This window comes from Phyllobacterium sp. MT110 (genome assembly GCF_058792715.1).
Map to the genome: position 1 here is coordinate 2,282,910 of NZ_JBXAFE010000001.1, position 21,405 is coordinate 2,304,314.

Genomic DNA, 21,405 nt, shown 5'->3' on the forward strand with positions numbered 1-21,405 from the left:
ATTTGTTCCGTCAGCGACCGGATTAGTGATCCAGCGCCTTGACGATGTTTTCGACCATCTTCTTGGCATCGGCAAACAGCATCATCGTGTTGTCGCGAAAGAACAGTTCGTTCTCGACGCCGGCATAACCGGAGCCCATGCCGCGCTTGATGAACAGAACTGTGCCAGCCTTGTCTACATCGAGGATCGGCATGCCGAAGATCGGCGATTTCGGATCGGTCTTTGCCGCCGGGTTGGTGACGTCATTGGCACCGATGACGAAAGCCACGTCGGCCTGCGCAAACTCGGAGTTGATGTCTTCCAGCTCGAACACTTCGTCATAGGGAACATTGGCTTCGGCCAGAAGCACGTTCATATGGCCGGGCATACGGCCCGCGACCGGATGGATGGCATATTTGACTTCCACACCCTCGGCCTTCAGCTTGTCGGCCATTTCACGCAGGGCGTGCTGGGCCTGCGCTACGGCCATGCCGTAACCCGGCACGATGATGACCTTGGAGGCGTTCTTCATGATGAAGGCGGCATCGTCGGCCGAGCCCTGCTTGACCGGGCGCTGTTCGACTTCACCGGCCGCAGCACCACCGGTCTCGCCGCCGAAGCCGCCGAGGATGACCGAGATGAACGAACGGTTCATGCCCTTGCACATGATGTAGGACAGGATGGCACCGGAAGAGCCCACCAGCGCGCCGGTGATGATCAGCGCCAGGTTGCCGAGAGTGAAGCCGATACCGGCCGCAGCCCAGCCCGAATAGGAGTTGAGCATCGACACCACGACGGGCATGTCGGCGCCGCCGATCGGCACGATGATCAGCACACCCAGAACCAGTGAGAGCAGAACGATCAGCCAGAACACGAAATGGCTTTCGCTCATCACCAGCGCCACGACCAGCACGACGATGGCAATCGCCAGGCCCGCATTGAGCACATGGCGGCCCGGCAGCATGATCGGTTTGCCGGACATGCGGCCGTCAAGCTTGAGGAAGGCGATGATGGAGCCGGTAAAGGTGATCGCACCGATGGCGACACCCAGCGACATTTCCACCAGCGCCTGCCCGTGAATGGAGCCGACTTCGCCGATCCCGAAGGAGTTGGGCGAGTAGATGGCGGCCGCAGCCACCATGACGGCGGCCAGACCGACCAGCGAGTGGAAGGCGGCAACCAGCTGCGGCATGGCCGTCATGGCGATGCGCTTGGCCGTATAGGCACCAACGCCGCCGCCGATGGCAAGACCGATGACGATGAGGCCAAGACCTCTGAAGCTCGGCTCGGCAAGGGTGAGTGTGGTGAGGATCGATATGCCCATACCGATCATGCCGTAAAAATTACCCTGGCGGCTTGTGGTGGGATGCGACAGGCCGCGCAGCGCCAGAATGAACAGGACGCCGGAGACAAGATAAAGAAAAGCTGCGAGATTTACGCTCATTGCCCAGGTCTCACTTTTCTTTTTTCTTGTACATGGCGAGCATGCGATGGGTCACAAGGAAGCCGCCAAAGATATTGACGCTGGCAAGCACCAGAGCGATGAAGCCGAAGCCGGTGGCAAAGCCGCTGGCCGACAGGCCGACCGCAAGCAGCGCACCGACGACGATAACCGACGAGATGGCGTTGGTGACGGCCATGAGCGGCGTGTGCAGGGCCGGTGTTACCGACCAGACCACGTAATAGCCGACAAAGATCGCCAGCACGAAGATCGCGAGGCGGAAGACGAAGGGATCGACGGCACCGCCGGTCACCGCATGGGCCGCGGCACCGGCTGCTTCCGGCATGTTCTCAGCCACCTGGCGAACCGTTTCGGCCGCCTGATTGAGACTATCAAGCGCTTTTTCGAGTGCGGTATCAGCCATCACGCCTCTCCTTCAGTCTTTTTGGGGGCCGCCGTCTTGGGCGCGGTTTTCCTAGGTGCGGCGGCCTTTTTCGGCACAGCCTTGGCCGCAACCTTCTTGGGTTCCGCCTTTGCCTCCGCCGGTGCGGCAGCCGTTGCAGCCGCTGCGGCAAAGCTCGGATGGACCACCTTGCCGTCATGGGTCAGCACGGTTGCCTTGACCAGCTCGTCATCGAAATTGATCTTGATGGCCTTGGCATCCTTGTCGACCAGCGTCTCGACGAACGCCAAGAGGTTCTTGGCGTAGAGCTGCGAGGCGGTCGCTGCGATACGGCCGGCGACATTGAGATGACCGACGATCTTCACACCGTCGACATCGACGGTCTTGCCCGCCACAGCCCCTTCGACATTGCCGCCGCGCTCGACCGCGAGATCGACGATGACCGAGCCGGGACGCATGCGCGCATACATTTCCCGGGTGACGAGCCGCGGTGCGGGCCGTCCGGGAATGAGCGCCGTGGTGATGATGATATCCTGCTTGGCAATATGGTCGGCAACCAGCGCCGCCTGCTTTGCCTGATATTCCTTCGACATTTCCTTGGCGTAGCCGCCGGCGGTTTCAGCCGCCTTGAACTCGTCGTCCTCGACAGCGAGGAATTTCGCACCAAGCGAAGCGACCTGTTCCTTCACGGCGGGGCGCACGTCCGTCGCGGTGACGACGGCGCCCATGCGGCGCGCCGTGGCAATCGCCTGCAGACCGGCAACGCCGACGCCCATGATGAAGATCTTGGCCGCAGGAACGGTACCGGCCGCCGTCATCATCATCGGCAGGGCCCGGTCATATTCCCCGGCAGCATCGACCACCGCCTGATAGCCGGCAAGGTTGGCCTGGCTCGACAGCACGTCCATGACCTGCGCCCGCGTGATGCGCGGCATGAATTCCATGGTGAAGGCGGTGACACCCGCATCCGCCAGTTCCTTGACGGCAGCATCATTGCCGTAAGGGTCGAGCATGGCGATGACGACAGCGCCCTTTTTGTAGGATTTGAGCTCAGCCGTGGATGGACGCCGGACTTTCAGAACGACATCGGCATTGCGGATGTCGGCGGTTTTGCCGATGGTCGCGCCCGCCGCTTCGAATTCGCGGTCCGGAATGCGGGACAGGATCCCCGCGCCGCCTTCCACAATGACTGAAAAACCAAGACCGATCAGTTTCTTGACCGTTTCCGCCGAACCGCCAACCCGCGGTTCATTTACGTCGGTCTCTTTCGGTATGAACAGTGTCTGAGCCAAGCCCTCACCCCCAAGCATGTTGCCACTATACAGGCAGTGGCCCGAAGACCAGCGCGCCTGCCCCGCTATGACGATTGGCAATCCTGGTGATGGGCCCGCTCATGCAAGCGGATGTCAACAGGATTATCCGCCCGGCTCATGAACAACGCTGATGGAGCGTGTTTACAGAACGAACCAGGCAGCAACACAAATAAGAATAAACAGAATAGTTGCGGAGAAGAACCCGCCAGCGAAAAAGCCAAACGCCATCGCAGCTACCAAAGCGATGCAGACAACCGCACCCCATTTTGAAAGAGCAATGAACAGATCATACGTCTTTTCATGCTCGTTGTAGTCCATGGGTGCACCCAGTTCTGCGGGCGCCGTGTCGTGATGTTCAGCCATCTTCAAACCTCATAAAGTCTTAGTCCTATTGGCAATAGCGAAAAGCCTGCAGCAGCGCAATGCGCAGATGGTCGCTGAAAAGCCTCTCAATCGATAAAAATGGCAACTGCGCTGATTTTACCGGCCGGGCCTTTCCTCCCGCTGCACTCAGCTGAGCAGATGCGGGAAAAGTCCGGTCACACCGATGATGATGAGATAGAGCGCAACCACGTAATTGAGCAAGCGCGGCGCTATCAGGATGATGATCCCGGCGATCAGCGCGACGAGCGGCGCAATGGCAATTTGTGCAATCATGACAGCGATACTTTCCTGTTGAGTCTGGCTTTGTCAGCGGCGGGAGTTTTCGACAAGATCGGGAGCAGGTCAAGCACAAGCACGCAGAACATGGCGCGGCAGTTGCCGCTGCCGCCCGGTCAGCTGGCCGCCGCGATCTCGCTGTTTCGCGGCTTCACTGGCAACTGCACCATCTCGATATCGAAGTTCTTGGCGATATTCTCCGCCGTGGTGGCCGCGCCATAGAGAAACCCCTGCACATATTCGGCGCCGATCCAGCGGTTGATCAAGGCAAACTGTTCCCGCGTCTCCAGGCCCTCGATTGTCACGGACAGGCCCAGCTCATGTGTCATCTGGACGATGCCGCGCAGAAGCTTCAGGGAACGGCCTTCCTCGGTGATATCGGTGATGAAGGAGCGGTCGATCTTCACCTTGGTGACCGGCAGATCCTTCAGATAGCTCAGGCTGGAATAGCCGGTGCCGAAGTCGTCGATGGCAACCTGCAGCCCCATGGCCTTGAGGCTCTGGAGAACGCCTCCCGTCGCCTCGCGGTCCGTAATGATCGCGCCTTCCGTCACCTCGACTTCAATCAGTTCCGGCTCCACATTGTGGCGATGCAGGGCAGAACGGATGATGTCGGCCATGTCCATGTTCTGCAGGTCGTGCGACGACAGGTTGATGGAGACCGCAATCCGCGATCCCCAAAGGCTGCAATCCTTGATCGCCTGTTCCACAACGTTTTGGGTCAAATCCGAGATCAGCCCCATCTCTTCCGCCATGGGAATGAACTCCGCCGGGGAAATCGGCCCGTATTCCGGGTGGTTCCAGCGCGAAAGCGCTTCGCACCCGACCATGCGCAGGGTACGGACATTGATGATCGGCTGATAGGCGACCGACAGGGTGCCCTCGGCAATGGCCTTGCGCAAATCCGACTTGAGCCGCTGTTTGCTGCGGAAGGAATGGTCCATCGTCTCGACGAAAACCACCCACTGTTTCTGGCTGTCCTTCTTGGCGACGTCGAGCGCCAGATCGGCATTCATGTGCATGACCGCAAGATCAAACTCCGCCGCGCAGACGATCACCACGCCGGCATGCGCGCCGGTCAGGATGTCATGGCCGGAGATCGTGTACTGCCCCGATATGGCCGCCATGATGCGCTCGACACTCTGCAGCACGTCATCGCGTGTGGCGGCCGAAAACAGCAGCACGAATTCATCGCTGCCGAAGCGCGAAATGACCGGATGCGTCACATCGATCGAGGCAAGCCGGTCGGCAAAGGCGCGCAGCAATTCATCGCCAATGCGATGGCCGAACGTGTCATTGGTCCGCTTCAGGCCGTCGACATCGACAACCATCAGCGCGATCTGCGTGCCCGGCTCGATGCCATCGGTATAGGTCCTGGCAATCTCGGCGAACTGGCTGCGATTGGGCAGGCCCGTCAGGCTGTCATAGCGCGCCATGCGGCTGATCTGCGCCTCCGCTTCCGCCCGCCGGGTCACATCCTGGAAAATGAGTACCGTGCCGTGCTGCGGGTCGGGCGTTGCCGTGAATTCATAATGGCGCTTGGCGGGAGACATGAACATGTCGCGCTCCTTGCGCCCGCTGAGCAGGTCCTGCATCTTGCCGGACAACGAAGCCTGCGTCTCCTCGGGAAAATAGGCTTTGACCCGGGCAAGCCGCAGCAGGCTCTGCAGGGAATGGCCGTGAACCTGCTCCGGCTCGTCAAAGCCCATCATTTTCGCCGCCTTCATATTGGCAACGGTGATTGTCTGGTTGCGATCGAACATCAGCAACCCTTGCGGCATGCCGTTCAGCGCGGCGTCGAAGTGGCTGACAACGACGCTCAGTTGCTGTTTGCCCAGCAGTGCATCCCAGAGCGATTGCCGCAGCTTGGATGCGATCCGGATATTGCTCCAGAAATAGGGAAGGATCAGCAGCGCCAGCAGCCAGTTGTAAATGCCGCCCAGGAGCACGAATGTCAGGAACAGCGGCGCCAGAATGCCAATGGACATGCCGATGACGACCGTCGGCGAAACGTAGTTGCGCGTCACCAGCGCCACCATCGACGCGACAACGATTGCAACACTGGTGATGGCAGCCGAGGGGTCCGCGAGAACGTAGATACTGACCAGACAGAGCAGGCCGAGCAGGATGCACGTGCTGATGGCCCCGAGGAGATAGCGCCACTCCCATGTCCGCAGATCGGCCATGGTGGCGGACGAAAGATCTTTTCGTTCGAATGCGCTGGCGTTTGCAGTACGCCCAAGGACAATCAAGAAGAATGCGAGGGCAAAGGCCGCATAAATGGGATGATCGGTTTTGACATAAATAACCAATGTCGCAAGAATCTGGATGACCGAGGTCCACCAGACAGCCTTCTTGTTCGCATAAAGCGTGCGAAGGAACAAAATTTCGAGAAAAATACTCTCGTTGCGTTCAATTTTCATCAAAATGTCCGTGAATAACTGTACCCATAATTGGATACGTTAACGAATACTTTCGAACAAACGCCAACGATACTCAGATTATGTATGAGGCATGCATTTAGAATATTTATTTGCCCCCCATGTCAAACTGATATTTATCAAATGGGAAACACAATTACCAATTCCTAAAGCGACTGCGTGGGCGTCATGAAACCGCCATCCCGTGTATGGCTGCCCCTGGCACCAAGGATCACGCCGGACAGGCGACAGCATCGCTGTCGGGCTTGTCCTTGTCCGGGTTGGGATCGTAGAACGGACCGATGACCAGCGGCCTGTTGGGTAGCACCGATTCATCCGTGTCCGATATCATCGTCCGGTCGATTGTCTGCAGCAGCTTGCCTCCGGCATCCCTGAGACGGATCGTCACCTTGTAGCCACGATCGGCCTTCACGCACTTGACCGGCGGACTGTCGACCGAAATCTTTTCAGCTGCGGGCCAGACATTCTGCCGGACAATGAAAGGCTCTCCTCCGGCCGGGTTTTCAAAGGTGGTCTCGAGCACGGCATCACCCGGCACCTTGCGGACCTTTGTCAGCGTCAGATGATAGGTTGCCTGGGCAATCCGGTAGTTGAAGACAAACAGCTTTCCAGCAACGGCGAGGTAATCCCCCTCGCCCGAATCGCGGCAGGCTCCCAAGGCCAATGCGCCCGCCAGTACGGGCAACAGGACAAGCCGGCGCCAGTGATTCATGCTCTTATCCATGACCGGATTCCGATGGTTCGCGATTGCGGCGATAGTGTCTTTGCGCCTTGGCACGGTTTCCGCATACGGTCATGTCACACCAGCGACGGCTGCGGTTGCGGCTTTCGTCCAGATAAAGCCAGTGACAGTTCGGGCAGATCTTGATCCGCTCCAGCCGCGCCGGCTCCAGAAGCCGCATGGCGGACAGGAAAGCGGCGGTGCCGAGCGACAGGTTGCGTTCGCCCTTGCCTGCGCCCGGCAACGCCAGATCCTGCCTGCCCGGTTCATCGCACACCAGCGCCGAGCCAAGCTGCAGAAATGCCGCCATGTTCGCGGGCGGGAGCCCTCCACCCCGCACGGCCGTGCGAAAGAGCGCATTGATGGCTTCACGCACATCGATAAGCCGGTTGATCTGTGCTGGCTGCACCGGCGGGTGGAAGCGGGCATCGCCCCACTCCGCCTGCCGGAATTGCGCCGCCGCTTCGGCAAATCCCCGCAGTTCCGAACGGTCTGAAAACCGGTCCAGCGCGCGGTCGGGCGCGTCACGAAAAACCACCGTATTGGCCAGGTCGAGAGCCAGCACGCCGCCACTGAATCGATGCGCATTCCAGTCAAAGGTCATGGCGAAATTCTAACTGGTAAAATTGATTTTGCAAGTTAGTATATAAGGAAATCTGCGGGTGACCGATGGCCTATTTCCTTCAATTGCTGATCAATGGCATCCACAACGCCGCGCTTTATGCGCTGCTGGCCTATGGCTATGTCCTGATCCACGGGCTGACCCATCGAACGGATTTGTCGCTCGGCGCCCTGTTTGCCTTTTCAGGCCAGACATTCATCCTGGCCACGGCATTCGGCTGGACGGTCCTGTGGATGACCTTGCCGCTGGCGCTCGGGTTCGGGCTGGCCGTTGCTGCGGTGTATGTCGGGCTCGGTGGCTATGCCATCGCCAGACTGATCTACACGCCGCTCGAGGCAGGGAACAGGAACACGATTCTGGTGGCGACGCTCGGCCTCAGCATTTTCCTGATGGAACTGTCGCGCCTTGCCGCCGATACCAGGGACTACTGGCTTCCGCCGATGCTGGCCGAGCCGGTGCACGTGCTGGGCGCGGCCGTCGACATCAGCCTGACACAGATTCAGCTCGTCAACATCGGCGTGGCCCTGATCGTCATCGCCTCCGGTGAACTGATCATGCAGCGCACATCCGCAGGGCGGATATGGCGTGCGGTGAGCGATGAGCCGTTTGCGTCATCCATGTGCGGGATTGATCCGCGCCGCGTGCGGACGCGGGCAATCCTTGCCGCCTGTGCGGTCTGCGCCCTCGCCGGCTTTCTCGCAGCGCTGTACTACGGCAATGTCAGCTTCAATACCGGAATGATCTTCGGCCTGAAAATCCTGTTCATCACCGCCGCCGGAGGCCTGTCAAGACCGCTGCACGCGGCATTGGGCGCGGCGGCTGTCGGTGTCGTCGAATCCCTGTGGGGCGGATATTTTCCGGTCCTGTGGCGCGATGCCGCCGTCTTCGCGCTGCTGGTCTTTGTTCTCGCGGTGCGCACCAACAACAATGAAGCGGAACGAACTTAACCCTGCAGGCTGTGGCCGCCATCGATGGTGATGACGGTGCCGGTGATGTAGCTGCTGGCATCGGAGGCGAGCAGCAGAACGGTGCCATCGATATCCTCAGGCTCGCCGAGGCGGCGCATCGGGTTCTTGCCCTTGAGGAATCCGTGCGCCGGGCCGCTCATGATGGATTCGTTGAGGCGCGTCGGAAACCATCCCGGCGCAATGGCGTTCACCCGAATCGCATGCGACGCCCATTCCAGCGCCAGGGAGCGGGTCATCTGGCTGATCGCCGCCTTCGACATGGCATAGCCCGCCGACCCCTTGACCGGCGCATCGGCAAGGATGCTGGAGGAATTGATGATCGATCCGCCGACCCCCGCGGCAATCATCCGCTTGGCCGCTTCCTGCGCGATGAAAAACGCGCCCTCCACATTCACTTCAAAAATATGCCGCAGCTGTTCACGCGTCGTGGTAAGCGCCCGTTCCATCGTGGCGACACCGGCATTGTTGAAAACCACCGTGACCGTTCCAAGCTTCTGCTCGGCCTCGTCAAACGCGCGCTCGATATCGTCGGCAACCGTCACATCGGCAATAATATTGAGAATATTGGGGCTGTGCTCATTGTCCGGCGCGGGTGTGCGCGAAATGGAGACAACATTCGCGCCATGCGCGGCAAGCACATGAACCATCCTGAGCCCCAGACCTGAGGACCCGCCTGTTACCGCAATGGTCTTTCCTGCAACGGAAAGAGAAGAGGCACTTGTCATTACAATAAATACCAACCCCGGATTGTTTTATTCACTGTTAGACTGCCCGTGCAACGATGACAACCACCGAACGAGCACCTTCGTGAAAACGAAGGCCAGGCCGCAACATCCCGGGTTGCTGCACCGGTATGAGGCTGGTAACAGTTCAGATGGAATATCGGGAGGGACAGCCGAAACGAAGGCATTGCCGCCGTTTTGACGAGCGGCCAAGGGCTGTCCGGGTGCTTTTCCCGGCAACGGAGGGTTGCCGGACTGAGGGGGAGGAACTGCATGTCGGCTTTGCTTGCCGTATCGAGAGCCATTGACCGCTTCAACGAATTTATTGGCCGCAACGTCGCCTGGCTGATTTTCCTGGCCGTGGTGGTGAGCGCCGGCAACGCCATCGTGCGCAAGGTGTTCAACCAGTCATCCAATGCCTGGCTGGAATTGCAGTGGTTCCTGTTTGGCGGCGCGTTCATGCTGGCCGCGGCCTATACGCTGCAGCAGAACGAGCACATCCGCATCGACATCGTCTACGGCGCCTTTTCGCGCCGGGTGCAGCACTGGATCGATCTGCTCGGGCACCTGTTTTTCCTGATGCCCTTCGTCCTGCTCATGTGCTTTTACTTCGTCCCCTATGTCAGCCTGTCCTATCGCAGCGGCGAAGGCTCGCCCAGCGCCGGCGGGCTGGTGCAATGGCCCGGCAAGCTGATCCTGCTGGTCGGCTTCCTGCTTCTGGCCATTCAGGGCATTTCGGAAATCATCAAGAAGATTGCGGTGATGCGCGGCGATATCCCCGATCCCAATCCGCCCCTCAGCCTCGAAGAGATTGCGGAACAGGAAGTCGCCATGGCGGAGGCGCGCAATGATTGAATTTATTGCGCAGAACATGGCGCCGATCATGTTCGTTTCGCTGATCGTCTTCATGCTGATCGGCTACCCCGTCGCCTTTGCCCTTGCTGCAAACGGGCTGCTGTTTTTCTTCATTGGCGTCGAGCTTGCCCCCTATTCCAACGGCACGATCACCCTCGACTGGCCGTTTCTTTACGCTCTGCCCGAACGGTTCTGGGGGGTGATGTCGAATGACACCCTGCTTGCCATTCCGTTCTTCACCTTCATGGGCATCATCCTCGAGCGCTCCGGCATGGCCGAGGACCTGCTCGATACGATCGGCCAGCTGTTCGGTCCGATTCGCGGCGGCCTCGCCTATGCCGTCATCTTCGTCGGCGCCCTGCTCGCGGCCACCACCGGCGTCGTCGCGGCATCGGTCATCTCCATGGGCCTGATCTCGCTGCCGATCATGCTGCGCTACGGCTATGACCGCCGTGTCGCATCCGGTGTGATCGCCGCATCCGGCACGTTGGCACAGATCATCCCGCCATCCCTCGTCCTGATCGTTCTCGCCGACCAGCTCGGACGTTCCGTCGGCGACATGTATCATGGCGCGCTGATCCCGGGCCTGGTGCTGACGGGTCTCTACATGGTCTATGTCCTGACCCTGTCCATCTTCAAACCGAAATCCATGCCGGCTCTTCCCGTCGAGGCGCGCACATTGGGATCGGGCGTCACATCGCTTATCGTTGCTCTCGCCGTTGCCGGTGCGATCGCCTACGCCGCGATTGTCTGGCTGACACCCGTGGCGGGAACCAATGCCGACATCTGGGGCGCGACCATCGGCACCATCGCCGTCTACGCTTTCGCGCTGGCAGACCGCTCATTCCATCTCAACCTGATGTCACGGCTGGCGCAGCAGGTGATCATCGTTCTCATTCCGCCGCTCGCCCTGATCTTCCTCGTGCTCGGCACGATCTTCCTCGGCATCGCCACGCCGACGGAAGGCGGCGCCATGGGGGCCGTCGGTGCCCTGCTCATGGCCGCCTCGAAGGGCCGCCTCCGCTTCAGCGTGATCAATCAGGCGCTGGCGTCAACGACAAAACTGTCATCCTTCGTGCTCTTCATCCTGCTCGGAGCCCGTGTGTTCTCGCTCACCTTCTACGGCGTCAACGGTCAGGTCTGGGTCGAGCACCTGCTGGTATCCCTGCCGGGCGGACAGGTCGGATTCCTGATCGTCGTCAACATCCTCGTGTTTTTCCTGGCGTTCTTTCTCGATTTCTTCGAGCTGGCCTTCATCATCGTGCCGCTGCTTGCGCCTGTCGCGGACAAGCTCGGCATCGACCTGATCTGGTTCGGCGTGCTGCTCGGCATCAACATGCAGACCAGCTTCATGCATCCGCCGTTCGGCTTTGCCCTGTTCTATCTGCGTTCCGTGGCGGCCAAGGTGCCCTATATGGACAAGATCACGGGCAAGAAAATCCAGCCGATCACCACCGGGCAGATCTATTGGGGCGCCGTGCCCTTCGTCGGCATCCAGATCCTCATGGTGGCCCTGACGATCATGTTCCCGCAGATGGTCATGCATTACACCGGCCCTGCCAGCACGATCAATCCGGCGACCATCCAGATTCCCAATTCCGATCTCGGCGGCGGCCTTGGCGGCGGTTTGGGTGGTGGTCTCGGCGGCGGACTGGGCACCGACCTCAGTGCACCGCCGCTTGGCGGTCCCGCGCCCAATCCGGCGCCGCCCGCGCAACCGGCGGCACCGGATTTGAGCCAGCCGCCGAAAATGTGACGGCAGGATACGAAAAAGCCCGGCATCGCTGCCGGGCTTTTGTTTGCTCAAAACGGCTGGCTTAGAGCTTGCCGTTGCGCTGCTGGACCATCATGAACGTGTCGAAGGTGTATTCGGCCACCTGAGCGTAAAGGAAATGCTCGTTGCGGAAAGCCTTGATGGAGTCCCAGATCTTCTTGAACGGCGCGTTGGTCGCTTCGATTTCGGCATAGACCGTATTGGCCGCCTCGAAACAGGCATTGAGGACTTCCGGGGTGAACGGACGCAGCTGCGCCCCGCCGGCAACCAGCCGCTTGATGGCCGGAGGGTTCACATAGTCATACTTCTGCAGCATGTTCGCATCGGTTGCCTGGGCCGCCGTGCGGAACAGCGACTGATAGCTCGGCGGCAGCGAATCCCATTTCTGCTTGTTGACCATGAAGCTGACCGTCGGACCGCCTTCCCACCAGCCGGGATAGTAATAATAGGGCGCCACCTTGTGGAAGCCGAGCTTTTCATCGTCATAGGGGCCAACCCATTCGGCAGCATCGATCGTGCCCTTTTCGAGCGATGGATAGATGTCACCGCCGGCGATCTGCTGCGGCACGACACCCAGCTTTTCCAGCACCTTGCCGGCAAAACCGCCGACGCGCATCTTGAGGCCCTTCAAATCCTCGACGGTCTTGATTTCCTTGCGGAACCAGCCACCCATCTGCACGCCGGTATTGCCGCCCGGATAGGCTTGCAGGCCCTGCTTGTTGAAGAACTCGTTCATCAGGTCAATGCCGCCGCCCTGGTACTGCCAGGCATTCATGCCGCGGGCATTGAGCGCAAAGGGTACGGCTGCACCCAGAGCCCAGGTGGGGTCCTTGCCCCAGTAATAATAGGCAACGGTGTGGCACAGTTCGACCGTACCTGCGGCCGTCGCATCGGCAGCCTGCAATCCCGGAACGACTTCGCCGGCCGCGAAAGGCTGGATGACGAAATTGCCGTCCGTGGCTTCCTTCAGATATTTCGACAGAACCTCGGCGCCGCCATAGATCGTATCGAGTGATTTTGGAAATGACGACGCACAGCGCCACGTGATCTTCGGCATCGACTGCGCGATTGCCGGTGCGGCCAATGTGGTAGCCGCAGCCACCCCCGCGCTGGCATATCCGGCATTCCTGATGAATGAACGACGATCCATATACTCTCCTCCAGTATTTCGGTTCAGACCCCCCGGACAAACAGTCCATTTCTCCCGGTCCGCCGACCACCATACACACTCGACTCTTCAAGTCCAGCCGCTGAAAACACAAACGGGGCGCGGTGCAAAGCCGGCGAAAATCCAGGAAAACCTCACAGAAAAGCCGTCTTTGCGGCCGAAAGGCTCTCAGGGCCAGACCCATTGGAAACACCCCCGAACTGCACTACATTCTATCAAGATTTGTTTATGGAGCATCCCCATGCGGCAGCCACTCGTCGCCATCACATCAGACGTTCGCGCCTTTGAAAATTACACGTGGCACGCAGCGCCCGATCAGTATCTGAAGGCGGCCTACGAGGCAGCGGGCGTCATCCCCCTGATTGTCCCGTCTTTCGGCGAAGGCCTCGATATCGATGCCATTCTTGACGGCGTGGACGGAGTTCTGATCACAGGCTCCAAATCCAATGTCCATCCCGCGCTCTACGGCGTCGAGCCCACCGAAGCACACGAGCCCTACGATCCCGCCCGTGATGCGACCTCATTGCCCCTGATCCGGCGCGCCATCGAGCGCGGTGTGCCGCTGCTTGCCATTTGCCGCGGCATTCAGGAGCTGAACGTCGCGCTCGGCGGCACGCTCGCCACCGAGATACAGGAACTGGATGGCCGCATGGATCACCGGGCACCGCAATCCGAGCAGCAGGCGGAGCGTTTTGCCATCCGCCATCCCGTGCGCATCAAGCCGGGCTCGTGCCTCGCCAATGTCATGCAGGCGGATACGGTTCAGGTCAATTCCGTGCACCGGCAGGCCATCGACAAGCCGGCAGCCCAGTTGGACATCGAAGCGGTGGCAGAGGATGGCACCATCGAGGCCGTGTCGGTCAAAAACGCCCGCGGTTTTGCTGTCGGCGTGCAATGGCATCCGGAATATTGGGTAAAAAGCGACAGCCCGTCGCGCAAGATTTTTGCCGCTTTCGGTGACGCCGCCCGGGCGCACAAGGCCACCCGTGAAAGGCTTCAGGCGGCGGAATAACCCCGGCTAGAACAGATTCAGCCCGCTCGCCGACAGCGAGAGCAGGACGGAACGCGGCGCAACGCTGACATAGGCCCGTCCGTCGCCGGGGCTGAATTCAACGATGGTTTTCCCGGACTGATCCGCAAGAGCGATGGTTCCGTCCTGATTGTTGCGCCACTCCGTCGCGTCGGCCAAAGGCGCATACAGCGCCGCACATTCCCTGGCGACACGCAGCGCATCATGTCCTGCAATGCCGTTGCCTTGCGGGAATATCTTGCACTTTGCCGCGCCTCCCGGGCTGCTGATGAGAAAGGCGGGCCGGTCGAAATCTGTCAGTCCGATGGAAGCGGTCGTCGTCGGATCAACCTGCACGGGCGGCGCGCTGGCGGACGACAAAAAATCCCCAAGCACCGCAACGGCGGCGAAAAAGGCGGCAAGGCCAATCCCGGCAGGCAAACTCAGCTTCACGACGATCTCCCCGGGGATTACTGGCCTGGAGCGACCTTAGGCAAACAGCCTTAATCAAGCTTTAAGCCGCCTGTTGAAAACGCGGCTGTGAACCGGACTACCGTTCCTTGGGTTTGGATGTGGACTGCCGGATGCGCAGTTCCGGCTTGATCAGCTCCTGCCGTGCGTGGGTGTCGGCCCCGTTGAGCTGGTCGAGCAAGGCGCGCGCGGCGCGCTGGCCGACCTCGCGCTGACCGTTCCACACGGTCGTCAGCGCCGGCGTGGCAATCGCCGCTTCTTCCAGATCGTCATAGCCGGTCACCGAAATATCCACGCCGGGCACCAGCCCGGCACGGGCAATGCCGTTCATCATGCCGATGGCGGCCAAATCATTCCAGCAGACGGCCGCCGTCGGATGATCCTTCAGCGCCAGGAACTGCGGCGCGGCATCAAAACCGGCCTGTTTGGTGCGCGGCCCGGGAATGCGCCATTCCGGCTTGACCTCAAGACCGGCCTTCTGCATCGCCAGGAGATAACCTTCGTAGCGGTCACGGCCCGTCGACGTCTGGTCGGTGCCACCGACCATGGCAATCCGCGTGTGCCCGAGTGAAATCAGATGATTCGTTGCCAGGCTGATGCCGTAGGAATCATCGCCCCGGAACACGGGCACGTTGGCATCCTTGACCGTACGCGCAATCAGGACGACCGGCAGACCATTGTCTTCCGCCATGCGGATATCTTCGGCCGGGGTGCCGATGGCCGGCGACATGATCACGCCGTCACCGCCCAATTGCAGAACGGTCTCGATGAAGGTGCGCTGCTTGTCGAGCTGGTCGTAATGGTTCGACAGGATGAAGGTCTGGCCGGAGCGATCAAGTTCTCCTTCGATTGCCCGCAAGATTTCGGCAAAGAACGGGTTCATGATGTCGTGAACCACCACGCCGACAATGCCCGAGCGCGACGTGCGCAGGCTGGCCGCCCGGCGGTTGTAGATATAACCGATGGCGCGCGCGTGTTCCTTGATCTTTTCGCGGGTCTGATCGGCGACAAGCGGACTGTCGCGCAACGCAAGCGATACGGTTGCAGTGGACACTTTCAGCGCGTCGGCAATTGTCGATAGTTTGATCTTTTGCGCCAAAAACCGCCTCCCCGCCGTCTAGCCAGACAAATACAGTGTCATTCTCTGGCGTTATGCCACTGCAACCGGATAAATCAAAGCCCTTTCGCCGCCCGTGCCCCGCAAAGCAGCAATTGAACCGGTGACGGGCGGATGCGGACTGCGATCAGGACCGCCGCCGCAACCGGTGTTCGCGATGCACGACGTAAAGCCCGCTGCCAATGACGATAACCGCGCCAACAAGCGTGTAAACATCAGGAAACTGGCCGAAAAACACATATCCGAAGGCGAGCATCCAGACGATCTGCAGAAACGGATAGGGCGCAAGCGCGGCCGTGGTCGCGCGCCGGTAGGCCAGAATGATCAGATAGTGCCCCAACCCGCCGAAGAAACCGAGCATGAGCAGAAGCGCAATCTGGAACCATGTCTGCGGCATCACGGCTTGGGTGATGGCCGGCGAAATCAGCACGGCAGGCGCGAGCGCGGAAAAAAAGATCAGGCTTTCCGGTGATTCGGTGGCAGCCATGCGGCGGGTCAGCAGCACGTAGAGCGAATAGCTGAGCATGGCCAGTATCGAATAGGGCAAGCCGGGATTGAGCGTTCCGAAGCCCGGCCGCGCGATGATCAGCACGCCGATGAATGCCACGATGATCGCCGCCCAGCGGCGCCAGCCAGCCCATTCCCCCAGCAATGGTCCCGCCAGGGCGGCAATGACCATGGGCGCGGCGAAGGTGATCGTGATCGTCTCGCCCAGCTGCATGGTCTGCAGCGCATAGAAATTGAAATAGGTGGAACCGAACAGGCACAGGCCGCGCAGCAGCTGAAAGCGGATGCTCTTGACCCTGAACAGCGCCGGATTGGTCCAGCCGCGAAAGAAGATGAAAACCAGCACCGTATGCTCGGCAAACCGCATCCACGAAATGAATGCGGGCGGAATACCCTGGAGAACCAGATATTTGGCGCTTGAATCCAGGCAGGAAAACAGGATGCCCGCCGCAAAGATATAAAGAATTGCGGCAGCAGGAACGGCTTCCTGGGAGGAAGGAGCGGGTACAGGCAAGGAGCTAACCAATCAGACGGCGGGACGTGCCGTCATGTTAGCAATTTCACATCATTTGTAACGGTAAATCACCACGAGCGACGAGAAAATTACTCTTCTTCCCCCTCGTCCTCCTCGTGATCGTCCTCCGAGCCGGTCTGGCGCAGCAGTTCGGCAGCCGACAAATTGATCTCCAGCCGCTGCAGCATTTTGATCAGGGCTTTGCGCTCTTTTTTGTCGAAGCCCTTCATCGCATCCTTCTCGGTCTTGCGGATGGATTTTTCGATCGCCCGGATCGCCTCATTGCCGGTATCGGTCAAAAAGATATGGGCCTGGCGCTGATCGGTCGCCGACCCTTCCTTCTTGACGAAACCCTGCGTTTGCAGCCGGGAGATGGTTTTGGTGATCGTCGGCGGCCGGACACCCAGGCGTTTTGCCAGAACGCTCGGCGAAAGGCCGTCTTCATGGGCCAGTTGCAACATGACGGCATCCTGCCCGGCGTAGAAACCATGGGCCAGCAGCCGGGTTGCCAGTGCCGTTCGCGTCAAGCGAGCGGTTGATTGCAGACGATGAAGGATGAGAGGCTTGCGTTCCTTGACCATTCAAATTCCTGCTCGCTATGAACCCATTGTCCGGTTGATGATAAGGCGGCTAGCTCTTTTTGGTAAATGGCAATTATCAGGCGAAGAATATCGGCGCTGCGCAGTCCGGAATTGTATGGAAAACAGATCTTGGCGCCCCAACATTCAGCTCCGCACCATAAGTCCAATCCCCCCGATGAATCCGCGTTACAATTCTTATATGACATTCTGATGAAATTTGCCGACGAATTGCTGTTGCGCTTGAAATAAGCCTGTAAAAATCCGGCCTCCGGCGCCTATCCTCGTGGCATCGCGACAATTATGCTAACAGGGTCCGTCAAACCGCGTGAGTGCCCCATGCCCGCTTCTTCCGCCAGAACCATTGCCCTTCTTCCGCTTGGTGCCCACGAGCAGCATGGCCCGCATCTGCCCTTCGACACCGACACGCTGATCGCGCAAGGGTTGACGGAACGGCTGAAACGGGCGCTTCCCCCGACACTTGCCGTCGACATCCTGCCGGTTGAACCCGTCGGCTACTCCATCGAGCATATGGATGTGGACGGCACGAAGACCCTCGCCTTCGATGCGGCTGTCCGCCGCTGGATCGACATCGGCAGGCAGGTTGCCGGCCGCGGCCAGTCCAAACTGGTGATCCTCAACGCCCATGGCGGCAACGCCCCGCTGATGACCATCGTCGCGACGGAACTGCGCGTGCATTGCAATATGCTTGCCGTGGCAACAAGCTGGACACGGTTTGGTTTGCCGGATGGCTTGATTTCGCCGGAAGACAAGGCGCTCGACATTCATGGCGGCTTTATCGAAACATCGGTGATGCTGGCGCTCTACCCGGAAACAGTGGATATGACAAAGGCGCGGGACTTTGATTCGAACCAACGCGCCTATATCCGGGACTACAAGCACCTGCGCGCCTACGGCCCGCATGCCTTTGGCTGGAAGATGTCGGATCTCAACCGGCTGGGCGTTGCCGGCAACGCCGCCCGCGCCACCGCAGAAGCGGGCGAACAGATCATTGCGCACAGTGTGCAAGGCATCATTGAACTGCTTGAGGATGTCGACCGCTTCGACGTTTCGGCTTTGCGGCCTTGACAGGCTCAATCCGGTTGAACAAACCATTCATGCAATTGAATACAGTTGATGTAGCAAAAGCGGCGGCGATCACCTATATCCTGTGTTCATCCATTCAAAGAGGCACACGATGAGTGAAGCTCAAACGACCACCAGTGCTGCGCCGGATGCGGCGCGCATCCCCCAGATCCCCGTCACCGTGCTGACCGGCTATCTCGGCTCCGGCAAGACGACGCTGCTCAACCGCATTCTCAGCGAAGATCACGGCAAACGCTATGCGGTCATCGTCAATGAGTTCGGCGAGATCGGCATCGACAATGATCTGATCGTCGAATCCGACGAAGAAATCTACGAAATGAATAATGGCTGCATCTGCTGCACCGTGCGCGGCGACCTGATCCGCGTCGTCGAGGGCCTGATGCGCCGTCCCGGCCGTTTCGATGCCATCATCGTCGAAACAACCGGCCTTGCCGATCCCGTCCCTGTCGCCCAGACCTTCTTCATGGATGACGATGTGCGCAGCAAGACCATGCTGGATGCCGTCGTGGCGCTCGTCGACGCCAAGCACCTGCCGCTGCGCCTGAAGGACAGCCGCGAGGCGGAAGACCAGATTGCCTTTGCCGACGTTGTTCTGCTCAACAAGACCGATCTGGTCACGCCGGAGGAACTCGCCGCCGTCGAAGCCACGGTGCGCGCCATCAACCCCTATGCCGTCATCCACCGGACCGAGCGCGCCGACATCGACCTGACGCGGGTGCTTGACCGCGGCGCTTTCGACCTGACGCGTGCATTGGAAAACGATCCGCATTTCCTCGACCACGATCACCCCGATCATGCCTGCGGGCCCGATTGCGATCATGATCACGATCACGACCATGGGCATGACCACCATCACCACCATGATCATGCATCGCCGATTCATGACACCACGGTCGTCTCGGTCTCCTTGCGCGTCGGCGAGCTCAATCCCGACAAGCTCTTCCCGTGGGTGCAGAAGATCACCCAGGATCAGGGCCCGAATATCCTGCGCCTCAAGGGCATTCTCGCCTTCCGGAACGATCACGAGCGCTATGTCATCCAGGGCGTCCATATGATCATCGAGGGCGATCATCAGCGCGCGTGGAAAGACAATGAGAAGCGCGAAAGCCGCCTTGTCTTCATCGGCCGTGAACTCGACCATGATGCGCTGAAATCCGGACTTGAAAGCTGCCTTGCCTGATGCCGACCATTGCCCCGCTAGACCTCGCCGGCCATTGCGTTGACGCGCGCTTTATCCAGGATGTCCCGTTCTTCGCGCTTGCCGACGGCAGCGTGCATCGGCTCGACAATGGCCACAAGACCGTGGAAGCCCATGACGGCCTGCTTTGCGCCGTACCATCCACCGATGGTAAGTCATTGCTTACAAGTGGCGAGGACGGCCGGGTCTGTTCGATCGGCCTAAGCGGCGAAGTCACCGAACTCAGCAGGATACCGCGCAAGTGGATGACGGCGCTGGCGGCGGCACCGAATGGCGCCGTGGCCTATGCATCGGGAAAGACTGCCTGGGTGCGTGCACCCGACGGATCGGTGCGTGAATTCACCCATGAGCGCAGCGTCGAAGGGCTCGCCTTTGCGCCCAAGGGCATGCGGCTGGCGGTCGCGCGCTACAATGGCGTGACACTGCATTGGCCGGCGACCAACGGCACGCCGACCGAACTTGAATGGAAGGGTGCCCATGTCTCGGTGATCTTTTCACCCGACAACCGTTTTCTCGTTACCTCCATGCAGGAAAATGCCCTGCATGGCTGGCGCCTGGAAGACAACCGCCACATGCGCATGACCGGCTATCCCAACAAGGTCAAAAGCTGGTCGTGGAGCCCGAAGGGCAAATGGCTGGCGACATCGGGTGCCCCGGCAACAGTTGTCTGGCCGTTTTCCGGCAAGGACGGCCCGATGGGCAAGGCGCCGCTGGAGCTGGGAACCCGCGGCGACAGCGCGGTGACGGCAGTGGCCTGTCATCCCGTCGAGGATATCGTCGCCATCGGCTATGCCGACGGCATGATCCTCGTCGGCCGCTTCGGCGATCAGAAGGAAGTGCTGCTGCGCCGCCCCGGCAAGGGCGCGGTTTCGTCCATGGACTGGGACAGAACCGGGCACCGCCTGGTGTTCGGCAGTGAGAGCGGCGACTGCGGGGTTGTCGATATCACGGCTTAAAAAGTCGATCACTTTTCGCTTCGTGATTATCAATTGATTTGTTCGCTTTTTGTTCTATAATTCAAACATGCAGTATAGTTTGGATTTTGGAACTCCGAACCGGCTTGATATTATCCATAATCGCTTGAAAGCACATTATGGAAGCCCCGCTACCGGGTTAAGATTTTCGCCCATAGAGATGCTTGTTGTGGCGATGCTGGGGAGCCGCACTCGTGATCATGTATCGTTAAGAGCTTATCATAAGCTGCAAAGGAAGTTTAAAACGCTCCAAGTTCTGGCTTACGCTGATCCCGAAGATATCTATGGCTGTATTCACGAGATTACGTTTGCAAAGACATGCGCAGCCTACATTCCCGAAGCTCTTCAGGCCATTATCCGGAAATGTGGTGCACTGGATCTGGAATCATTACGCAGTATGGCAGTGGAACAAGCGCTGACGTGGCTTCAAAGCTTACGCGGCGTGGGGCCAAAAATCAGCGCATGCGTCCTAAATTTCAGTGAACTGCAGATGCGCGCATTGGTGATCGACACCCATTACCTACGCTTTGCGTTGCGCTTCCAACTTATTCATAGGGATATGCGGGCCAATACAGCAATACGCGCCATTCAACGCCTGGTACCAGACGCGTGGCTCGCCCCGGATACAGAACAGCATCATGTGCTGGTAAAGCGGTTGGCACAGGAATTTTGCGTTTCGGGGACACCCCGATGTCATGGCTGTCCTTTACAGGATGCATGCCCTTATGCTGTTTCCCGGGGCTTTGTGGGCCGCGCTCAGACTTCAGGTTCTTCGCCTGACGCGAGAAGTTTGTTTTGAGATGTATCTGAGAGATTGGTTGCGGGGACAGGATTTGAACCTGTGACCTTCAGGTTATGAGCCT

The 21,405-nt window shown here is 59.6% G+C and carries 22 protein-coding genes; 8 read left to right on the forward strand and 14 right to left on the reverse strand.

Annotated elements, in window-relative coordinates; genetic code table 11:
• Positions 1-22 precede the first annotated feature (22 nt).
• The 8 genes from AC1Q5O_RS11460 to AC1Q5O_RS11495 form a co-directional block, all read right to left on the reverse strand.
• On the reverse strand, positions 23-1,423 hold the full coding sequence (locus tag AC1Q5O_RS11460) for an NAD(P)(+) transhydrogenase (Re/Si-specific) subunit beta (RefSeq protein WP_223615950.1): 1,401 nt from the start codon (positions 1,421-1,423) through the stop codon (positions 23-25).
• Between the two features lie 10 nt (positions 1,424-1,433).
• Positions 1,434-1,844, reverse strand: coding sequence for an NAD(P) transhydrogenase subunit alpha part 2 (locus AC1Q5O_RS11465; protein WP_223615949.1), 411 nt, complete (start codon positions 1,842-1,844; stop codon positions 1,434-1,436).
• Entirely contained in the window at positions 1,844-3,115 is a 1,272-nt protein-coding gene (locus AC1Q5O_RS11470; RefSeq protein ID WP_403184177.1) for a Re/Si-specific NAD(P)(+) transhydrogenase subunit alpha, read from the reverse strand. Before AC1Q5O_RS11470 ends, AC1Q5O_RS11465 begins: the two co-directional genes overlap by 1 nt.
• 162 nt (positions 3,116-3,277) lie before the next feature.
• Positions 3,278-3,499: an aa3-type cytochrome c oxidase subunit IV gene (locus tag AC1Q5O_RS11475; protein WP_223615947.1), complete on the reverse strand. Its 222-nt coding sequence runs from the start codon at positions 3,497-3,499 to the stop codon at positions 3,278-3,280.
• A 147-nt stretch (positions 3,500-3,646) separates the two neighbouring features.
• Positions 3,647-3,793 carry a DUF3096 domain-containing protein gene (locus AC1Q5O_RS11480; protein WP_091878304.1) on the reverse strand — a complete coding sequence of 49 codons (147 nt, stop codon included), beginning with the start codon at positions 3,791-3,793 and terminating at the stop codon, positions 3,647-3,649.
• A gap of 119 nt (positions 3,794-3,912) precedes the next feature.
• On the reverse strand, positions 3,913-6,219 hold the full coding sequence (locus AC1Q5O_RS11485; protein ID WP_464661473.1) for a putative bifunctional diguanylate cyclase/phosphodiesterase: 2,307 nt from the start codon (positions 6,217-6,219) through the stop codon (positions 3,913-3,915).
• Positions 6,220-6,448: 229 nt separating this feature from the next.
• A complete protein-coding gene (locus tag AC1Q5O_RS11490; protein WP_492563020.1) occupies positions 6,449-6,949 on the reverse strand; it encodes a hypothetical protein in 501 nt (166 codons plus the stop codon).
• Positions 6,950-6,953: 4 nt separating this feature from the next.
• Positions 6,954-7,562, reverse strand: coding sequence for a CGNR zinc finger domain-containing protein (locus tag AC1Q5O_RS11495; protein ID WP_492563022.1), 609 nt, complete (start codon positions 7,560-7,562; stop codon positions 6,954-6,956).
• 65 nt (positions 7,563-7,627) lie between these two features.
• Between AC1Q5O_RS11495 and AC1Q5O_RS11500 the strand changes: the two genes are divergently transcribed.
• On the forward strand, positions 7,628-8,527 hold the full coding sequence (locus tag AC1Q5O_RS11500) for a branched-chain amino acid ABC transporter permease (RefSeq protein WP_492563024.1): 900 nt from the start codon (positions 7,628-7,630) through the stop codon (positions 8,525-8,527).
• Here AC1Q5O_RS11500 and AC1Q5O_RS11505 read toward each other — a convergent pair.
• Positions 8,524-9,273, reverse strand: a complete 750-nt coding sequence (locus AC1Q5O_RS11505; RefSeq protein WP_223615942.1) for an SDR family NAD(P)-dependent oxidoreductase — start codon at positions 9,271-9,273, stop codon at positions 8,524-8,526. The genes AC1Q5O_RS11500 and AC1Q5O_RS11505 overlap by 4 nt on opposite strands.
• Positions 9,274-9,543: 270 nt before the next feature.
• Between AC1Q5O_RS11505 and AC1Q5O_RS11510 the strand changes: the two genes are divergently transcribed.
• A complete protein-coding gene (locus AC1Q5O_RS11510) occupies positions 9,544-10,125 on the forward strand; it encodes a TRAP transporter small permease subunit (protein ID WP_223615941.1) in 582 nt (193 codons plus the stop codon).
• The gene (locus AC1Q5O_RS11515; RefSeq protein WP_492563027.1) at positions 10,118-11,881 is read left to right on the forward strand and encodes a TRAP transporter large permease; all 1,764 of its coding nucleotides are present in this window, start codon (positions 10,118-10,120) and stop codon (positions 11,879-11,881) included. The genes AC1Q5O_RS11510 and AC1Q5O_RS11515 overlap by 8 nt, the downstream gene beginning before the upstream one ends.
• Before the next feature lie 61 nt (positions 11,882-11,942).
• Here AC1Q5O_RS11515 and AC1Q5O_RS11520 read toward each other — a convergent pair whose 3' ends face one another.
• Positions 11,943-13,049 carry a TRAP transporter substrate-binding protein gene (locus tag AC1Q5O_RS11520; RefSeq protein WP_464661478.1) on the reverse strand — a complete coding sequence of 369 codons (1,107 nt, stop codon included), beginning with the start codon at positions 13,047-13,049 and terminating at the stop codon, positions 11,943-11,945.
• Between the two features lie 259 nt (positions 13,050-13,308).
• Between AC1Q5O_RS11520 and AC1Q5O_RS11525 the strand changes: the two genes are divergently transcribed.
• On the forward strand, positions 13,309-14,079 hold the full coding sequence (locus tag AC1Q5O_RS11525; RefSeq protein WP_346305314.1) for a gamma-glutamyl-gamma-aminobutyrate hydrolase family protein: 771 nt from the start codon (positions 13,309-13,311) through the stop codon (positions 14,077-14,079).
• A gap of 6 nt (positions 14,080-14,085) precedes the next feature.
• Here AC1Q5O_RS11525 and AC1Q5O_RS11530 read toward each other — a convergent pair whose 3' ends face one another.
• The 4 genes from AC1Q5O_RS11530 to AC1Q5O_RS11545 all read right to left on the reverse strand — a co-directional run bounded on the left by AC1Q5O_RS11530 (position 14,086) and on the right by AC1Q5O_RS11545 (position 17,266).
• Complete coding sequence (locus AC1Q5O_RS11530) at positions 14,086-14,529, reverse strand: hypothetical protein (protein WP_492563029.1); 444 nt, start codon at positions 14,527-14,529, stop codon at positions 14,086-14,088.
• 97 nt (positions 14,530-14,626) lie between these two features.
• Positions 14,627-15,646, reverse strand: coding sequence for a LacI family DNA-binding transcriptional regulator (locus tag AC1Q5O_RS11535; RefSeq protein ID WP_223615936.1), 1,020 nt, complete (start codon positions 15,644-15,646; stop codon positions 14,627-14,629).
• A 145-nt stretch (positions 15,647-15,791) separates the two neighbouring features.
• Positions 15,792-16,685, reverse strand: coding sequence for a DMT family transporter (locus AC1Q5O_RS11540; protein ID WP_464661480.1), 894 nt, complete (start codon positions 16,683-16,685; stop codon positions 15,792-15,794).
• Positions 16,686-16,774: 89 nt separating this feature from the next.
• Positions 16,775-17,266 carry a MarR family winged helix-turn-helix transcriptional regulator gene (locus AC1Q5O_RS11545; protein ID WP_223615934.1) on the reverse strand — a complete coding sequence of 164 codons (492 nt, stop codon included), beginning with the start codon at positions 17,264-17,266 and terminating at the stop codon, positions 16,775-16,777.
• A 300-nt stretch (positions 17,267-17,566) separates the two neighbouring features.
• Between AC1Q5O_RS11545 and AC1Q5O_RS11550 the strand changes: the two genes are divergently transcribed.
• From AC1Q5O_RS11550 to AC1Q5O_RS11565, 4 genes are all read left to right on the forward strand, one after another.
• Positions 17,567-18,352, forward strand: coding sequence for a creatininase family protein (locus tag AC1Q5O_RS11550; protein WP_492563032.1), 786 nt, complete (start codon positions 17,567-17,569; stop codon positions 18,350-18,352).
• A 109-nt stretch (positions 18,353-18,461) separates the two neighbouring features.
• Entirely contained in the window at positions 18,462-19,550 is a 1,089-nt protein-coding gene (locus AC1Q5O_RS11555; RefSeq protein WP_492563033.1) for a CobW family GTP-binding protein, read from the forward strand.
• A complete protein-coding gene (locus AC1Q5O_RS11560; protein WP_492563035.1) occupies positions 19,550-20,524 on the forward strand; it encodes a WD40 repeat domain-containing protein in 975 nt (324 codons plus the stop codon). Before AC1Q5O_RS11555 ends, AC1Q5O_RS11560 begins: the two co-directional genes overlap by 1 nt.
• A gap of 67 nt (positions 20,525-20,591) precedes the next feature.
• A complete protein-coding gene (locus AC1Q5O_RS11565; RefSeq protein ID WP_492563037.1) occupies positions 20,592-21,341 on the forward strand; it encodes an endonuclease III domain-containing protein in 750 nt (249 codons plus the stop codon).
• Positions 21,342-21,405: the final 64 nt, after the last annotated feature.

What these genes read in the sequence shown, in the direction of transcription:
- AC1Q5O_RS11460 (WP_223615950.1), bottom strand. Translation starts at nt 1,423, where the DNA reads ATGAGCGTAAATCTCGCAGCTTTTCTTTATCTTGTCTCCGGCGTCCTG.
- AC1Q5O_RS11465 (WP_223615949.1), bottom strand. Translation starts at nt 1,844, where the DNA reads ATGGCTGATACCGCACTCGAAAAAGCGCTTGATAGTCTCAATCAGGCG.
- AC1Q5O_RS11475 (WP_223615947.1), bottom strand. Translation starts at nt 3,499, where the DNA reads ATGGCTGAACATCACGACACGGCGCCCGCAGAACTGGGTGCACCCATG.
- AC1Q5O_RS11480 (WP_091878304.1), bottom strand. Translation starts at nt 3,793, where the DNA reads ATGATTGCACAAATTGCCATTGCGCCGCTCGTCGCGCTGATCGCCGGG.
- AC1Q5O_RS11485 (WP_464661473.1), bottom strand. Translation starts at nt 6,219, where the DNA reads ATGAAAATTGAACGCAACGAGAGTATTTTTCTCGAAATTTTGTTCCTT.
- AC1Q5O_RS11490 (WP_492563020.1), bottom strand. Translation starts at nt 6,949, where the DNA reads ATGAATCACTGGCGCCGGCTTGTCCTGTTGCCCGTACTGGCGGGCGCA.
- AC1Q5O_RS11495 (WP_492563022.1), bottom strand. Translation starts at nt 7,562, where the DNA reads ATGACCTTTGACTGGAATGCGCATCGATTCAGTGGCGGCGTGCTGGCT.
- AC1Q5O_RS11500 (WP_492563024.1), top strand. Translation starts at nt 7,628, where the DNA reads ATGGCCTATTTCCTTCAATTGCTGATCAATGGCATCCACAACGCCGCG.
- AC1Q5O_RS11505 (WP_223615942.1), bottom strand. Translation starts at nt 9,273, where the DNA reads ATGACAAGTGCCTCTTCTCTTTCCGTTGCAGGAAAGACCATTGCGGTA.
- AC1Q5O_RS11510 (WP_223615941.1), top strand. Translation starts at nt 9,544, where the DNA reads ATGTCGGCTTTGCTTGCCGTATCGAGAGCCATTGACCGCTTCAACGAA.
- AC1Q5O_RS11515 (WP_492563027.1), top strand. Translation starts at nt 10,118, where the DNA reads ATGATTGAATTTATTGCGCAGAACATGGCGCCGATCATGTTCGTTTCG.
- AC1Q5O_RS11520 (WP_464661478.1), bottom strand. Translation starts at nt 13,049, where the DNA reads ATGGATCGTCGTTCATTCATCAGGAATGCCGGATATGCCAGCGCGGGG.
- AC1Q5O_RS11525 (WP_346305314.1), top strand. Translation starts at nt 13,309, where the DNA reads ATGCGGCAGCCACTCGTCGCCATCACATCAGACGTTCGCGCCTTTGAA.
- AC1Q5O_RS11545 (WP_223615934.1), bottom strand. Translation starts at nt 17,266, where the DNA reads ATGGTCAAGGAACGCAAGCCTCTCATCCTTCATCGTCTGCAATCAACC.
- AC1Q5O_RS11550 (WP_492563032.1), top strand. Translation starts at nt 17,567, where the DNA reads ATGCTAACAGGGTCCGTCAAACCGCGTGAGTGCCCCATGCCCGCTTCT.
- AC1Q5O_RS11555 (WP_492563033.1), top strand. Translation starts at nt 18,462, where the DNA reads ATGAGTGAAGCTCAAACGACCACCAGTGCTGCGCCGGATGCGGCGCGC.
- AC1Q5O_RS11560 (WP_492563035.1), top strand. Translation starts at nt 19,550, where the DNA reads ATGCCGACCATTGCCCCGCTAGACCTCGCCGGCCATTGCGTTGACGCG.
- AC1Q5O_RS11565 (WP_492563037.1), top strand. Translation starts at nt 20,592, where the DNA reads ATGCAGTATAGTTTGGATTTTGGAACTCCGAACCGGCTTGATATTATC.